General features: G+C 59.1%; 11 protein-coding genes and 1 pseudogene. 8 read left to right on the forward strand and 4 right to left on the reverse strand.

Annotated features, from left to right (window positions below; translation table 11 throughout):
• The first annotated feature begins 6 nt into the window (after positions 1-6).
• From Q0Z71_RS04025 to Q0Z71_RS04045, 5 genes are all read left to right on the forward strand, one after another.
• The gene (locus Q0Z71_RS04025; protein ID WP_298018638.1) at positions 7-951 is read left to right on the forward strand and encodes an AEC family transporter; all 945 of its coding nucleotides are present in this window, start codon (positions 7-9) and stop codon (positions 949-951) included.
• Between the two features lie 64 nt (positions 952-1,015).
• Positions 1,016-2,215, forward strand: coding sequence for a CaiB/BaiF CoA-transferase family protein (locus Q0Z71_RS04030; RefSeq protein ID WP_298018641.1), 1,200 nt, complete (start codon positions 1,016-1,018; stop codon positions 2,213-2,215).
• A 102-nt stretch (positions 2,216-2,317) separates the two neighbouring features.
• Positions 2,318-3,232, forward strand: coding sequence for a hydroxymethylglutaryl-CoA lyase (locus tag Q0Z71_RS04035; RefSeq protein WP_298018644.1), 915 nt, complete (start codon positions 2,318-2,320; stop codon positions 3,230-3,232).
• A 200-nt stretch (positions 3,233-3,432) separates the two neighbouring features.
• Positions 3,433-5,373 carry a sigma 54-interacting transcriptional regulator gene (locus Q0Z71_RS04040; protein ID WP_298018648.1) on the forward strand — a complete coding sequence of 647 codons (1,941 nt, stop codon included), beginning with the start codon at positions 3,433-3,435 and terminating at the stop codon, positions 5,371-5,373.
• Positions 5,374-5,591: 218 nt separating this feature from the next.
• A complete protein-coding gene (locus Q0Z71_RS04045; RefSeq protein WP_298018652.1) occupies positions 5,592-7,037 on the forward strand; it encodes a DASS family sodium-coupled anion symporter in 1,446 nt (481 codons plus the stop codon).
• Between the two features lie 356 nt (positions 7,038-7,393).
• Here the strand turns inward: Q0Z71_RS04045 and Q0Z71_RS04050 are convergent.
• The 4 genes and pseudogenes from Q0Z71_RS04050 to Q0Z71_RS04065 all read right to left on the reverse strand — a co-directional run.
• Positions 7,394-7,498, reverse strand: a pseudogene (locus tag Q0Z71_RS04050) (AbrB/MazE/SpoVT family DNA-binding domain-containing protein); the annotation flags it as partial.
• Between the two features lie 170 nt (positions 7,499-7,668).
• Positions 7,669-8,886: a dicarboxylate/amino acid:cation symporter gene (locus Q0Z71_RS04055; RefSeq protein WP_298018655.1), complete on the reverse strand. Its 1,218-nt coding sequence runs from the start codon at positions 8,884-8,886 to the stop codon at positions 7,669-7,671.
• A gap of 219 nt (positions 8,887-9,105) precedes the next feature.
• On the reverse strand, positions 9,106-9,822 hold the full coding sequence (locus Q0Z71_RS04060; protein WP_298018658.1) for an aspartate/glutamate racemase family protein: 717 nt from the start codon (positions 9,820-9,822) through the stop codon (positions 9,106-9,108).
• 10 nt (positions 9,823-9,832) lie between these two features.
• Positions 9,833-10,657: a TSUP family transporter gene (locus Q0Z71_RS04065; protein ID WP_298018660.1), complete on the reverse strand. Its 825-nt coding sequence runs from the start codon at positions 10,655-10,657 to the stop codon at positions 9,833-9,835.
• A 577-nt stretch (positions 10,658-11,234) separates the two neighbouring features.
• Here Q0Z71_RS04065 and glgB point away from each other — a divergent pair.
• The 3 genes from glgB to glgD are packed head-to-tail and all read left to right on the forward strand — an operon-like array spanning position 11,235 to position 15,471.
• On the forward strand, positions 11,235-13,157 hold the full coding sequence (gene glgB, locus Q0Z71_RS04070) for a 1,4-alpha-glucan branching protein GlgB (protein ID WP_298018663.1): 1,923 nt from the start codon (positions 11,235-11,237) through the stop codon (positions 13,155-13,157).
• Positions 13,154-14,362, forward strand: a complete 1,209-nt coding sequence (locus tag Q0Z71_RS04075; RefSeq protein ID WP_298018666.1) for a glucose-1-phosphate adenylyltransferase — start codon at positions 13,154-13,156, stop codon at positions 14,360-14,362. The genes glgB and Q0Z71_RS04075 overlap by 4 nt, the downstream gene beginning before the upstream one ends.
• A complete protein-coding gene (gene glgD, locus Q0Z71_RS04080) occupies positions 14,359-15,471 on the forward strand; it encodes a glucose-1-phosphate adenylyltransferase subunit GlgD (protein WP_298018669.1) in 1,113 nt (370 codons plus the stop codon). Before Q0Z71_RS04075 ends, glgD begins: the two co-directional genes overlap by 4 nt.
• Positions 15,472-15,479: the final 8 nt, after the last annotated feature.

Here is a 15,479-nt window from a genome sequence, read left to right on the forward strand (position 1 = left end):
TACGACATGTTTTTACAGAATTTATTGTTCAGCGCGAACCTGATTTTGCCGATATTTCTGGTCATCGGGGCAGGCTGCGCGATCCGGCAAAAGGGTCTTTTCACCGATGACTATGTGAAGCGGAGCATCAAGCTGATCTACTACATCTTTCTGCCTGCAAAGCTGTTCCTGGATATCTCCGGCACGGATATCAAAGCCGCCTTTTCCCTTCCTTTCCTATGCGTGATCGGTATAGGCAGTGTGGTGCAGTTTCTGCTGGCTTGGCTGAGCGGTAACCTGCTCTGCAAGGATAAAAGGAAGCAGAGCGCCTTTTCCCACGCCTGCTTCCGAGGAAATTTCGTCTATATGGGCGTCGCGCTGCTGCAGGATATCTACGGCGGCGTGGTGCCGGAGACGGCGATGATCCTGGCGCTGCTCATGCCGCTTTACAACATTCAGGGCGCGATCCTGATGAGCGTCAAGGAAGGCCGCGGGAGCGTGCATATCTCCAAAATCCTGCTGGATATCCTGAAAAACCCCATGATCCTGGCGCTTCTGGCGGGTATACCCTTTGCACTGCTGGAGATCCCGCTTCCGCACCTCGTTACAAAAACGCTGGAATACTTCCGTTCAGGCACCAGCATCATGGCGCTGCTGGTGGTGGGAGCCAGTCTCCGGATGGACACTGTGCGCAGAGATTTCCGGCTCCTGCTGAAGATCAGCAGCATCAAGCTGCTGCTGATGCCGGCGATTTGGGTTGTTATGGCGATGATGGCTGGACTGACGACGGTGCAGACCGTGGTCCTGGCAATGGTGGGCGGTATGCCCTCTGCCATCAATGTGTTCGTGATCACAGATCAGATGGGCGGCGACGGTGAGCTGGCCTGCGGCGCAGTGGTGATGACACATCTGGTGTCGCTGTTTACCGTTACCGGTATGGCTCTCCTGATGCGGAGTATTGGATGGATATAGGGCGAACCGTTTCTGAAAAAACAGACAGTTATTAAATATTCGCTATTTTAAGGAGGCCGACACAATGGAAAACGCAATGGCACTGAGCAACATCCGGGTTCTGGATCTGACCCGCGTGATGGCGGGTCCGTACTGTACGATGTATCTGGCGGACCTCGGAGCGGAGGTCATCAAGATTGAGATCCCGGGCAGCGGAGATGACACAAGAAAGTTTCCGCCGTTTCAGAATGGGGAAAGTCTCTACTATTGTAACGTTAACCGTAACAAGAAGGGCGTTACATTAAACCTGAAACGGCCCGCAGGAAAGCAGCTTTTTATGGAGATGGTAAAGCAGGCCGACGTGGTTGTGGAGAATTACCGGCCGGGCGTCATGGACAAGCTGGGGCTTGGCTACGATGTGCTCAAGGAGATCAATCCTCGGATCATCTACGGCGCGGTGTCCGGCTTCGGCAGCTACGGCCCGCTGCATCAGCGCCCCGGCTATGACATCATCGCTCAGGCCATGAGTGGTCTGATGAGCCTGACGGGCGAATGCGGCGGCGGTCCCATCCGGACCGGCAGCGCCATCGGCGATCTGGTGGGCGGCCTGAACCTGACCATCGGTATTCTGGCGGCGCTGAATGCGAGACAGCTCACAGGCAAGGGCCAGCGGGTGGATATCTCTCTGGTGGACGGCCTGGTATCCTTCCTGGAGACCAACACCCAGCGGTATTTGGCGAACGGCGTGCAGCCGCCCCGGATGGGCAACCGGTACCCCTCCGCCGCACCTTATGACTCCTTCAAAGCGAAGGACGGCGAGTTCGTGATCGGCTGCGGGAATGACAAGCTCTTTGCCCTCCTTTGCAGCCAGGTCCTCCAGCGCCCGGAGCTTTCCTCCGATCCCCGGTATGACACGCCGTCGAAGCGTTTGGACAGACAGGAGGAGCTGAAGGTCATCATTGAGGCGTGGGCGAAGGACCACACCATAGAGGAAGCGGTGAATTTGGTGCTGGAAGCCGGCGTCCCGGCGGCGCCGATCTACGATATCGCAGCGGTCATGGCCAACCAGCACATCGCGGAGGCCCGGGAGATGTTCCTCAACTGCGACCATCCCACCGCAGGCCACCTGCGCATCAACGGAAACCCCGTCAAGCTGATGGACAGCATGCCGAGTCTGCGCCGGCCCGCCCCCTCCCTTGGGCAGGACAACGAGGAGGTCTACGAAAACATCTTCGGCGTCAGCGCCCAGCAGCTGGAGGAGCTGAAAGCGGAGGGCGCCATCTGACGCTTTTTTAGAAGCGGGGCCCTCCCGGCAAGGAGGGGCCGTCTGAATACATGGAAACGATCTGCTGTATACACAAAACAGGAAAAAGAAAAGGAGATTGCTATGAAACTGCCCGAAAAAGTAGAAGTGATTGAAGTTTGCCCCCGGGACGGATTCCAGAACATCCACGACCTGATCCCCTTTGATGCCAAGGTCCGGATCATCAAAAAGCTGGCGGAGGCCGGCTTCAAGCGGATTGAAGCGGTGTCCTTCGTCAGCCCCAAGGCGATCCCCCAGATGGCCGACGCGAAGGACGTGATGCTGGCGGTGAAGGAGACGCTGAAGGAACACGGCGTCAGCTCCGTGGCGCTGGTGCCCAACGCCCGCGGCGTTGAGACCGCGCTGGAGTGCGGCGTGGATGAGCTGACCTACGTGATCAGCGTCAGCGAAAAGCACAATCTGGCCAACGTGCGGCGCACCCCTGCGGAGTCTCTGGAACAGTTCAAGGCCCTGATCGGGGAGTATGGCGACAAGATGCGCTTCCGCCTTGCGCTGGCGACCGCCTTGGGCTGCCCCTTTGGGGAGGAGATCCGGACAGAGCGGGTGGCTGAGATGGCCCGCTTTGGCCTGGAGCTGGGCTGCCAGGAGATCATGATCGCCGATACGGTGGGCATGTCCAACCCGGCGCGGACCCATGCGCTGATGAGCGCGCTGGTCAAGGAGTTCGGTGCGGATACCTTCGTGATGCACCTGCACGACACCCGGGGGCTGGCCCTTGCCAACACGCTGGCCTGTATGGAGCTGGGCGTGCACAAATTCGAGTCCGCCGCAGGCGGCCTGGGCGGCTGCCCCTTCGCTCCCGGCGCCGCGGGCAATGTGGCCACGGAGGACGTGCTGAATATGATGAGTGAGATGGGGATCGAGACCGGGATCGACAACGATATCCTCCACGAGGCCATCGAACTGATCGAGGCGGACGTACACGCACCCATCGTCAGCCACATGGCGCACCTGTATCATAAGGCTCCCTGCCGGTAAGGGACGGAAAAGGCGGATAGCGCAGCCCGTCAAAACAGATAAAAAGCGCTTTCTCTGAGCACAAAAAGGAGGGCCTCGGTCCTCCTTTTTACGCTTTTGAAAAATTATCCGGATATTTATCTAATTGAGAAAAAATCCATCTATGAAAAGCCGGGTGGAATAGTGTATACTGGACACAGCATGGGCAAGGGAGTGAAAATATGTTCAAATGGTGGGACTCAACTCAGATCAAGAAGGTGAGCGATATCTGCCTGATCGCGCCCACAGAGCAGCTTGCGGCGCAGGCAGACAAGATCATTTTGAAGCAGAAGATGGACAACATCGAAGTTTTTGCTGTGGGCCTTGGCCGGAACGCCATTATAGACTGTGCAAGAGAGCTTTATGAAAGAGGCGCGAAGGTCATCATCAGCCGGAAGGGCTGCGCCCAGATCATCGAGGAGACCAAGACCTTCGACGTCCCGGTGGTGAACCTCAACAATTCCATCATGGACTACCTGATCATGCTGAAGAAATGCGATTTTCAAACAGGCGGTCTGGTGGCGTTTTTCTCCTATGGGCCCCTGAGCCATGAGATCATAGAGATATGCGACTTTTTGGGCTTTCAGGCGCGGAATTATGTGTTCAGCAGCTTTGAGGACTGCCATACCTGCGTGCAGAAAGCGCTGGACGACGGTGCGGCCATGAGCATCGGCGGCGCCTGGACCGCGCCGGTGGCGAGGGAGGCGGGGCTGGAGCACGTGGTCGTGGAGAACTCTGAGGAATCCATCCTCAGCGCCTGTATGACTGCCCAGCAGCTTCTGGAGGTCGAATTGAAGGAAGCTGCCAAGCAGCGGACCCTGCAGGCCCAGATGGAGACGTATCAGGCGGTGCTGGAGTTTACCCACGACGCGATTATGTCCATTGACGACCAGGGACGGATCCAGGTGCTGAATCCCGTTGCGGAGCGGATCATGGGGGTCCAGGCCGCGGAGGCCATCGGGCGGAATATCGAGGAGGTCCTCCCGAACACGATGCTGCCTGAGGTCCTGCGCAGCGGCGAGCCGCAGCTGAACCAGATCATGCAGATCCACAAGACCTTGGCCAACACCAACCGCATTCCTATCGTGGTGAACGGGGAGACCCGGGGCGTGGTGGCGACCTTCCAGGACGTCAAGCAGCTCCAGACCACAGAACAGAAGATCCGCCTGAAGCTCCATGAGAGGGGGCTGGTGGCAAAATATACATTTTCCGACATTCTTGGCTCCTCCAGCGTGATCAGGGACACGATCCACCGGGCCAGAAGCTATGCTTTTTCTCAGGCATCCGTGCTGATCTGCGGAGAGACGGGAACAGGCAAGGAGATGTTTGCCCAGAGCATCCACAACGCCAGTGAGCGATGCAACGGCCCCTTTGTGGCAGTGAACTGCACTGCCGTGGCCGCCAATCTGCTGGAGAGCGAGCTGTTTGGTTATGAGGCAGGGGCTTTCACCGGCGCGTCGAAAAACGGGAAAGAGGGCCTGTTTGAGCTGGCTCACGGTGGAACGATCTTTCTGGATGAGATCGGCGAGATCTCCAAAGAGACGCAGGTGGAGCTGCTGCGCGTCCTCCAGGAAAAGGAGATCCGCCGGGTGGGCGGCAGCCGCCTGATCCCGGTGGATGTGCGGGTTATCAGCGCCACCAATCTGGACCTGCTCCAGGAGATCGCGCAGAACCGCTTTCGGGAGGACCTCTATTACCGCCTGAATGTTCTGAATCTGGAGATCCCCCCGCTGCGGGAACGGGAGGACGATGTCAAGCTGATCGGGGAGCGGCTGCTGCGCCGCCTTGGCGGCGAGTCGCCGGACATCAGAAACCAGTATCTGCGGCTGCTGCACAGGATGCAGGGCTATCCCTGGTACGGTAATGTCAGGGAGCTTCAGAATTTTACAGAGCGGGTCTATATCCTTCTGCAAAACGGCGCCGATGCGGACAGTGTCGTTTCTGAAATGACCCAGCGAAAGCCCAACGCGAATCAGATGCAGAAGCTGGTGGAATCTGAGGAGAGGAACCGTGTGAAAGCCGCGCTGAAGGAGCATGACCGGGTGGAGGACGCGGCGGCCAGCCTGGGATACAGCCGGCAGACGCTGTGGCGAAAGATGAAAAAATACGGGATATATCGTTGAGACCGCCTGAATGTTGCGTAACACTGAAACGTGCTACGCAACATTTTTTCCTTTTTTTGACAGGAAACCTCCGAAATCGGGAATTCACTGCCAAATATTTGGTGAGTATCCCAAATTACAGAGGGGGAATTTGGACAAAAAGTTTGCGGCCCATCTCGGTAATTTGGCATGTTTTTTGCTTAATTATTTTGCATAAACTTTTAGGAGGAGGATTCTAAATGGGCAAATACAAAATTCGCAAAATCGGCTTCATCGTGGGTATTTTGCTGATGCTGATCATCGGCTTCATGCCTACACCCGAGGGCCTGACCGTTGTCGGCCAGCGGGTATTGGCGGTGACTGTGCTGATGGTGGTGTTCTGGATCACCGAGGCTATGCCGATCCCCTTTACGGCCTGGCTGCCGATCCTGCTGTTCCCGCTTATGGGCATCACCGGCGCCAAGGGACAGAACGAGATCAAGCTGTTCACCCACTATGCGTATCAGACCTGCTTCCTGCTGGTGGGCGTGGGCTTCCTGTCTGGTTCCATGGTCAAGCACAATCTGCATAAGCGCATCAGCCTGGGTATCGTCAGCAAGATCGGCAAACGGCCGACGACGCTGATTCTGGGATTCATCTTGGCTGTGGCTTTCGTCTCCATGTGGATGAGCAACACCGCCGCCACCGTCATGATGCTGCCTGTGGCGATGGCCATCGCCAAGACCCTGGGCGATGAGGCCCAGGGTCTGAAGAAGGCCATGCTGCTGAGTATCCCTTACGCCGCTACCATCGGCGGCATGGCGACCACTATCGGCACCACCACGAACCCCACTGGTATCGGTCTGATCCAGGAGACCATCGGCATTGAGATCAACTTTGTGGACTGGTTGAAGATCGGCCTGCCCTTCACCATCATCCTGCTGCCGCTGATGTGGGTCTACATGGTGAAGTTCTTCAAGGTCGACAAGATGCCCCCTGTGGACATCTCCATCGCACGCAAGCAGTATCAGGAGTTGGGCCCCATGAGCAAGGGCGAGAAGTGGACCGCCATCGTATTCCTCTGCTGCTGCGTCCTCTGGTGCACTCGTTCCCTGGTTTGGGGCAAGTGGATCCCCTTCGCCTCTGACGAGACCGTCGCAATGCTGGGCGCTTTCCTGGTCATGGCAATTCCTCTGGACTACAAGAAGGGCGAATATGTCTGCGACTGGAAAACCGGCTTCAACGACATCCCCTGGAATGCGTACATCCTGCTGGGCGGCTCCATGGTCATGGGCAACGCCTTCAAGGACGCGGGCGTCGCGGCCTGGGTCGCCAACATGCTCCAGGGCCTCGCCGGCATGAACGCTGTGGTCATCTGCATCATCGTTGGTATTGCCACCGCTCTGCTGACCGAGCTGACCACCAACGCAGTGGTCGTGGCGGCCTTTATCCCGGTACTGGTGGGCGTGGGCGAAGCTGTCGGCGTAAACCCCTTCGCCATGATGATCGCCTGCATGCTGTCCTGCAACTTCGCCTTTATGCTGCCTCCCGCAACTCCGCCCAATGCCATCGCCTATGGTACCGGCGAGGTTACCATGAAGGACCTGGTCAAGTGCGGCCTTGGACTGAAGATCATCGCACTGATCATATTCCCCTTCGTGCTGTATGGTATTACGATGGGTATTTTCAAGATCGGCGTTGTCTGATTACTACATAGGCTTTCCTGAAAATACCCGCTGTGCATTCCGCTGGTAACGGCGGACCACAGAAACAGAGGAACACAAAAAGAGGCCGCTGCGGAATGCCTTTTCCGCGGCGGTCCCTTTTTTCATATACAGAAGCCCCACATGAACTGCGTGGCTCAAGAGAATTGGGGCTATCATATTACTATGCCGCAAGGGAGCGGCGGCAGAGGAACTGGCCCGGCTCGTATAATTTTACATGAGCCGGGCCAGTTCTATTTGACCTGGATGGCACAAAATTTTTATGTATCGCCCCATCCCATCCGCTTCTCCAGCGCCAGCATTCCAAAGCAGAATCGCTCCCACCATGCCAATGTTGTCTGTGATGGGTCACCCTCACGGATGCGCATGGTGCGGCGGATCTCCTTGGGGATGACCACCCGGCCAAGGTCGTCGATCCGCCGCACGATTCCAGTTGCCTTCATATTGAAAACTCCTTTGTCAGTTTAAATTCTATGTCTGCTGGCAAAAGATAGTATCCACAATATTTCCTGCGTTATGCCGGGGAAAGCGTTGGAGAAGTTTGGGAAAATCATGCGGCTTTCCGCATGAAAAAGCGGCCACCGTTTTCGGCGGCCGCTTGCTTGAAAACGGATTATTTCTGTTTTTTGGATTCCCACTTGGTGACGCACAGGGAACAGGCGATGTCGCCGGTGACGTTGAGGCAGGTGCGGCCCATGTCAAAGATCCGGTCCACAGCCACGATCAGGCCGATATAGGCCACGGGGATGCCCAGGGCTTCCAGCACCATGGCCAGCATGATCATGCCGGCGCCGGAGACGCCCGCGGTGCCGATGGATGCCAGGGTGGCGGTGATTACCACGACGACCATCTGGCCGAGAGTCAGATGCATCCCGGCGCAGGAGGCGATGAACACGGTGGCCACGCACTGATAGATGGCGGTGCCGTCCATGTTGATGGTGGAGCCCAGAGGCAAAACGAAGGAGGCGATATCGTCTTCCGCACCCAGCTCATGGGCACACTCCTTGGAGACAGGGAGCGTCGCCGCGGAGGAGGTGGAGGTGAAGGCGAAAATCATGGCGGCGAAGGCACCCTTGAAGAACTTGATGGGGCTCATGCCGGCAAAGACCTTGGCGGACAGGGAGTATACCACCACAGCGTGGACGATATAGCCCAGATAGGCGCAGACGATGACCAGCAGCAGGGTGATCAGGATCTCGGAGCCCTGGGTGGCAACGACCCAGGCCATGTAGGTGAACACGCCGATGGGGGCTAGGCTGATGATAAAGCCCATCAGCTTTTCAATGACAGCGTAGAAGGAGGACACGATATCCCGGGCCAGCTTGCCGCGCTCACCGGCAGCCATGATGGCGCCGCCGAAGAACAGGGCGATGACGATGACCTGCAGCATGTTGGCGTCGGTGAAGGACTTCCACATGTTGGTGGGGAAGATGCCCACCAGAACGCTCATGAAGCCGTTGAACTCCTTGGCCTCATAGACGGCCTCCTCGGGGTTCAGCGGGGGGAACAGTCCGGCACCGTTGAAGATGTTGGCAAACACCAGGCCAATTACGCAGGCGATGGCGGTGGTGACCATGAAATAGGCCACGGTCTTGATGCCCACGGAGCCGACCTTGCGCATGTCATTCATGGAGAGGATGCCGTCGATCATGGACAGCAGGACCACGGGCACCACGATGAATTTCAGCAGGTTGACGAAGATATCGCCAAAGGGCTTGAGATAGTTCGTGGCGATATTCGCCAGATCGGCGGAGTAGAGAATGAAACCTACGACGATACCAGCAATCAAAGCGATCAGGATCTGCATGGGGAGACTCATTTTTTTCTTCATACACACACCTCAATTTCAATTTTTTTCTCTCTCGTTCTCCAAAAGCCGCTGTCTTGTGTTTTTGACAAAACAGCGCCCTATAAAATAGCCATATTATACCAATCCATAGGGGAATTGTAAAGAAAAATCAAAAAGACTGGAAGATATGTGAAGAAAATATAAACAAAAGCTTCCAGTTCGGTAAAAAATGCCGGACTGGAAGCAGGAGCAGGCAAGCGTTTACAGGATGGCCGCCGGATTTACAGGATAACCGCAGAAACGGATGGCGGCCCTGGCAAGCTCCGAGGTGGGGTCCACGGTAGGGACGGAAAGCCCCAGAAGGGACGCCGCCAGGGGCAGCTCCGTGCAGCCCAGGATGAAATAATCCGCGCCCTGGGCGGCCAGACGGTCCAGGACCATCTCCATGTCCGCCCGGTAGGACTCCGGGGGCCTGCCCGCTTTGACGCCGCCGTAGATGACCCGCATCAGGGCCTCCTGTTCCGCGCCGCCGGGAACCAGAAAGGGAACCTGCTCACCGGACAGGGCATCCTGATACAGTCCGGCGGACAAGGTTCCCTGGGTGGCCAGCACGGCGGCGGCCTTTCCGGGGAACTTCTCCCGGCAGGCCCTGGCGGTGGCCTCCAGCATACTGAGGAAGGGAATGGCCGTCAGCGCCTGGAGGTGGGGCAGAAAGTAGTGGGCAGTGTTGCAGGGCATGATGAGGCAGTCCGCACCGCAGGCCTCCAGCTTCCGCAGGGAGTCGGTCATGGCGGGCAGGGGGTCCGGTCCTCCGTGGAGGATGGCCGCCGTGCGGTCGGGGATGGAGGCGTTGTCGTCGATGTAGATGCGGATGTGGTCGTTGTCGCAGGCGGCGCCGGTCAGGAGCACGATCTTGCGGAACAGGTCCGCCGTGGCCAGGGGGCCCATGCCGCCCAGAATGCCGATGGATTTTTTCACAGGTGTCACCTCATGCCCAGAATTCCGGGAACAGCAGCTCACTGCCCACCTTGATGGTCAGCAGGATCAGCACAATGATGACCGTGGGACGGACGATCCTGCTGCCGTTTTTGATGGCGAGCCCCGCGCCGATGTAGTGCCCGGCGATGGAGGCCACGGCGGAGACCAGACCCACGCCGATGTACACATACCCGGCGGTCAGGGCGGTGAACAGACTGCCGAGATTGGAGGCCAGGTTGATGACCTTGACGCCGCCTGCGGCATGCCGGGTGTCCAGCTTGGCCAGGCGGATGAAGATGATCATCAGGAAGGTGCCGGTGCCGGGGCCGTAGTACCCGTCATAGGCGCCGATAAAGAGGGCGGCCGCCCACACGATCAGCGCCTGCGTGCGGGGATCGGCATCCCCCGGCTCGTCCGGCCACTGGCGGTTCCGCAGGGTGACAAAGGCCACCACCGGCAGGACGAACAGCAGCAGGTACTTCAATACCACGTCCGGCGTATGGAGCTGGAGCCAGGTGCCGCCCATGGAACCCACCAGGGCCAGGACGATGGCGGGGGCGAACAGCGTCCAGTGGACATAGCCGTTTTTGATGAACCGGGCGGTGGAGAACACCGTGCCGATCCCGGAGGAGAGCTTGTTGGTGCCCAGGGCGTAATAGGTGGGCAGACCGGTGAAGGCGATCAGGTAGGTGGGCACGGAGATGATCCCCCCGCCGCCTGCGATGGCGTCCATAAAGGACGCCAGAAACACGCCCACGCAGATTAGCAGAACGACCCACAGGGGGAATCCGTTGATCGTGAACCCGGTGAATAGAGAAGCGGCAGTATCCGCCATAAAAGGACCTCCTCATCCATGATCTTACAAAAGCCACTCCATTCTAGCAGGTGTTTTTCATAAAATCAATCGTTCTATGAAAAAGTTCCCGCCCAGGCTCCATGCGGCTGGAACGGACGGCGCCGGGCGCACGGAAAGCCTCTGCTGTGAACGGTTTGACCGCGTGGTAAAATGTGGTATCCAGCGGACTTGAGGAAGCTGGATATGGGAGCAAAGCGCGCCGGCATCCGTCCAAGATGCGGCGATGGAAAAGGAGCGCTTGCAAAGCTGAAAGGGGAGCCGTGAAACAGGGGGAGCGGGCCGTATGCAGGGCAAATGGGAGAAAATGTAGAATCTTGGAAAAATTTTATTTAATTTGACGAATAATGACAAAAAATATCGTGAAAACAGCGAAGAAACCGGTGAAATATACCAAAGGAGGAGGGCTTTTTCGACAGGAGCATCCTTGACGCTATTTCATTCAGGAAGTATAATAAATACAACATATTGTATAAAAGCGATACGTATCAAAAATGGCAGGAACGATCAGAAAGACCCGGCTTCGCGCGGCCGCGCCGGACGGGGAGAGGAGTTTTACATGGCGAAAAAGGAACAGAGCAGCCGCTTTCACGCAGGGACTCTGACCGACGGCTGGCGGTGGTTCGGCGCCCATCCGGCGGAGAAGAATGGAAAACCGGGATGGAGCTTCCGCGTGTGGGCCCCTCACGCCAAGGGCGTGTCCGTGGTGGGCGACTTCAACGGCTGGGACGAGCAGGCCCATCCCCTTGTCCGCAGGGGCGAGGTCTGGGAGGGCTTTATCCCCGGCCTGAAGGAGTACACCGCCTACAAATACGCGGTGGCCGGAGCCGACGGAAAGACGCATTTGAAAGCCGACCCCTATGGGTTCCACACGGAGACCCGCCCCGCCACGGCCAGCAAGCTGTACGACATCACGGGCTTCCGCTGGAGCGACGCCGCTTTCCGGAAAAAGCAGGCGGAGCATCCGGTGTATGACTCCCCCCTGAATATCTACGAGGTCCACCTGGGCTCCTGGCGCAAGCGGGACAATGGGGACTTCATCGACTACAGGGACATGGCCAGGGAGCTGGCCGCCTATGTCAAGGAGATGGGCTATACCGCCATTGAGCTGCTGCCGGTGACGGAGCATCCGCTGGACGACTCCTGGGGCTACCAGTGCACGGGCTACTTCGCCCCCACCTCCCGGTTCGGCGCACCCAAGGACTTCATGTGGTTCGTCAACTATATGCACAAAAACGGCATCGCCGTCCTGCTGGACTGGGTGCCCGCCCACTTCTGCAAGGACGAGCAGGGCCTCTATGAGTTCGACGGCGCCTGCTGCTATGAGTACAGCGACCCCAACAAGTGGGAGCACGCCGGCTGGGGCACCCGGGTCTTTGACTACGGCCGGCCGGAGGTCAAGAGCTTCCTGTTCTCCTCCGCCCGGTTCTGGCTGGAGGAGTACCATATCGACGGACTGCGGGTGGACGCCGTGGCGTCCATGCTGTATCTGGACTACGGCCGCCAGGGCGGCGGCTGGACCCCCAACCAATACGGCGGACATGAGAACCTGGAGGCCATCGACTTCCTGCGGGAGCTGAACGCCATGGCTTTTGGCGTGAACCCCAATGTGCTGATGATCGCGGAGGAGTCCACGGCCTGGCCTCTGGTGACCCGGCCCGCCGACGCAGGGGGGCTGGGCTTTAACCTGAAGTGGAACATGGGCTGGATGAACGACATGTGCCACTATCTGAAACTGGACCCCTGGTTCCGCCAGGACCACCACAAGGACATCACCTTCTCCATGATGTACGCCTTTTCGGAGAACTTCGTGCTCCCCATCTCCCACGACGAGGTGGTCCATATGAAGGGCTCCTTGGTGGGCAAGATGCCCGGCGATTACAGCAATCAGCTCCGGTGCACCAGGGGCTTTTACGCCTACCTCCTGGCCCATCCCGGCAAGAAGCTGCTGTTCATGGGCGCGGAGCTGGGCCAGTGGCACGAGTGGAACTCCAAGGAACAGCTGGACTGGTATCTGCTGGACCAGCCGGAGAACCAGAAGATCCACCGGTTTTTCAAGGACGCCAACGCCTTTTATAAAAAGACCCCGGCCCTGTGGGAGATCGACTTTGGCTGGGAGGGCTTTGAGTGGCTGGTGCCGGACGACAACCACAACAACGTGGTGGTGTTCCTGCGCAAGGACAAGAAGGGCCGCGACCTGCTGTGCGCGGTGAACTTCTCCCCCAATCCATATGAGGGCTACCGGGTGGGCGTGCCCGGCCACAGAAAATATGTTCCTGTGTTCAACACCGATGATCCCGCCTACGGCGGCGACGGCTTCGGCGATGATGCGCCCGTGATGGTGGAGGGCATTCCCTCCCATGGCAAGGAGCACTCCGCCGCCATCCGGATCCCGGCCTTCGGCGCGGTATTCCTGTGGGGAGAGGGCACCTTCCCGAAACCCAGGCAGAAAAAACAGGCAAAGGAGCTGGAGAAAGCATGAAAAAAGAATGTATCGCCATGCTGCTGGCAGGAGGCCAGGGCAGCAGACTCTATGTCCTCACGGGGGACATGGCCAAACCCGCCGTCCCCTTTGGCGGCAAATACCGCATCATCGACTTCCCGCTGTCCAACTGCACAAACTCCGGCATCGACACCGTGGGCGTGCTGACCCAGTACCGTCCCCTGGAGCTGAACAGCTACATCGGCAGCGGCCAGCCCTGGGATCTGGACGGCTCCACCGGCGGCGTACATATCCTGCCCCCCTACCAGGGCAGCAAGGGCGGCACCTGGTACAAGGGCACCGCCAACGCCATCTACCAGAACATCGGCTTCATCGACCTGTATGATCCTGACTATGTGGTGATCCTCTCCGGCGACCATATCTATAAGATGGACTACTCCAAGATGGTGGAACGCCACAAGGAGGCGGGGGCCGCCTGCACCATCTCCGTCATGGAGGTGCCCTGGGCCGAGGCGTCCCGCTTCGGCATCATGGCGGTGGACGGCAGCGACATGATCACAGAATTTGCGGAAAAACCCAAGGAGCCCAAGAGCAACCTGGCCTCCATGGGCATCTACGTGTTCTCCTGGAAGGCCCTGCGGAAGTATTTGACCGAGGACGAGGCCGACCCCAACTCCGAGAACGACTTTGGCAAAAACGTCATCCCCGCCATGCTGAACAACGGCGAGCGGATGGCGGCTTACCGGTTTGAGGGCTATTGGAAGGACGTGGGCACCCTGGACTCCCTGTGGGACGCCAACATGGATATGCTGTCCCCTGAGTCCGGCCTGGACCTCCACGACGAGTCCTGGCCCATTTACGCCCGGTCCGTCAACGCGCCCCCCGCGTTCCTGGGCACCCAGTCCCACGTGACACACAGCGCCTTTAACCGCGGCAGCGTGGTGGACGGCACGGTGGAGAACTCCGTTCTGGCCCCCAACGTGAAGGTGGGCGAGGGTGCGCGGGTCAGCTACTCCGTGCTGCTGCCCGGCACCGTGGTGGAGCCCGGCGCGGTGGTGGAGTACGCCATCCTGGGCGAGGAGTGCCGCATCGGCAGGGACTGCCGCATCGGAGGCACGCCGGAGAGCGCGGCGGAAGAGGCCTGGGGACTGACGGTCCTGGCTCCCCACTGCACAGTGGAGGCAGGCAAGGCGGTCCGGCCCGGCGTGATGCTGGACCGCAATGGTGAGGAGGTGTCCAAATGAAAGGCCTGCATGGTATTATCTTTTCCTATGAACGGCGCAACGACCTGCGGGAGCTGGGTGAGATCCGCTCCGCTTCCTCCATTCCCTTCGGCGGCCGTTACCGGGCGGTGGATTTCGCCCTGTCCAATCTGGTGAACGCGGGCGTGACCGATGTGGGCGTGGTGCTCCACGGCCGCTACCAGAGCATGCTGGACCACCTGGGCACCGGCAAGGCCTGGGACCTGAGCCGCAAGCGCGGCGGCCTGCGGGTGCTGCCTCCCTTCAACTATCAGCAGGACTGGGGCGTGATGCCCTTCCGGGGCAAGATCGAGGCCCTGTCCGGCATCCGCACCTATCTGGACACCATCCGGCAGGACTACGTGGCGCTGATGGACGGCGACCTGGTGGTGAACCTGCCCCTGGCGGACGTCTATGAGAGCCACATCAAGTCCGGCGCGGACATCACCGTGGTCTGCGGCAACGACAGCTTCGCCACCGACGACGGCACCTACTTCGAGAAGAACAGCGAGGGCCGCGTCACGGAGGTCCTGTTCCGGCTCCACCGGCCCCGGGGCTACCGCGGCCTGGAGGTCTACCTCCTCTCCACACAGCTGCTGAAAGATTTGGTGGACGAGTGCGTGGGCAGGGACCAGTTCAGCTGGCGGCGGGACATCCTGCAGGCGAAAAAGGACTCCCTGTACCTGCGCAGCTACATCTGGGAGGGCTTTGCCGCCCAGATCCGCTCCGTGCAGGAGTATTACGACCGCAGCATGCAGCTGCTGGACCCCGCCATCCGGGCGGAGCTGTTCACGCCGGAGCGCCCCATCCGGGCCAAGGGAGCCGACAAGTCCTCCACCTATGTGGGAGCCAATGGACGCTGCGTGAATTCCCTGGTGGCCGAGGGCTGCCGCATCGAGGGCACGGTGGAGAATTCCGTCCTGTTCCCCGGCGTGGTGGTGGAGGCCGGCGCTGTGGTGCGCAACTGCGTTCTGTTCAAGGAGGATATCGTCCGCGCGGGCGCGCAGCTGGCGTATATCATCGCGGACAAGGATGTGGAGGTATTGCCTGACCGGACGCTGATGGGCCACGCGACCTATCCCATCGTCCTGGCGAAGGGCAGCAAGGTTTGACGCCTGCA

The organism is uncultured Dysosmobacter sp. (genome assembly GCF_947631635.1).
Lineage (GTDB): Bacteria > Bacillota > Clostridia > Oscillospirales > Oscillospiraceae > Oscillibacter.

Excerpts from the sequence above, each read along its gene's own strand:
- Q0Z71_RS04045 (WP_298018652.1), top strand. The coding sequence starts at position 5,592 with ATGGGCAAATACAAAATTCGCAAAATCGGCTTCATCGTGGGTATTTTG.
- Q0Z71_RS04075 (WP_298018666.1), top strand. The coding sequence starts at position 13,154 with ATGAAAAAAGAATGTATCGCCATGCTGCTGGCAGGAGGCCAGGGCAGC.
- Q0Z71_RS04055 (WP_298018655.1), bottom strand. The coding sequence starts at position 8,886 with ATGAAGAAAAAAATGAGTCTCCCCATGCAGATCCTGATCGCTTTGATT.
- glgB (WP_298018663.1), top strand. The coding sequence starts at position 11,235 with ATGGCGAAAAAGGAACAGAGCAGCCGCTTTCACGCAGGGACTCTGACC.
- Q0Z71_RS04030 (WP_298018641.1), top strand. The coding sequence starts at position 1,016 with ATGGAAAACGCAATGGCACTGAGCAACATCCGGGTTCTGGATCTGACC.
- Q0Z71_RS04040 (WP_298018648.1), top strand. The coding sequence starts at position 3,433 with ATGTTCAAATGGTGGGACTCAACTCAGATCAAGAAGGTGAGCGATATC.
- Q0Z71_RS04035 (WP_298018644.1), top strand. The coding sequence starts at position 2,318 with ATGAAACTGCCCGAAAAAGTAGAAGTGATTGAAGTTTGCCCCCGGGAC.
- glgD (WP_298018669.1), top strand. The coding sequence starts at position 14,359 with ATGAAAGGCCTGCATGGTATTATCTTTTCCTATGAACGGCGCAACGAC.
- Q0Z71_RS04025 (WP_298018638.1), top strand. The coding sequence starts at position 7 with ATGTTTTTACAGAATTTATTGTTCAGCGCGAACCTGATTTTGCCGATA.
- Q0Z71_RS04065 (WP_298018660.1), bottom strand. The coding sequence starts at position 10,657 with ATGGCGGATACTGCCGCTTCTCTATTCACCGGGTTCACGATCAACGGA.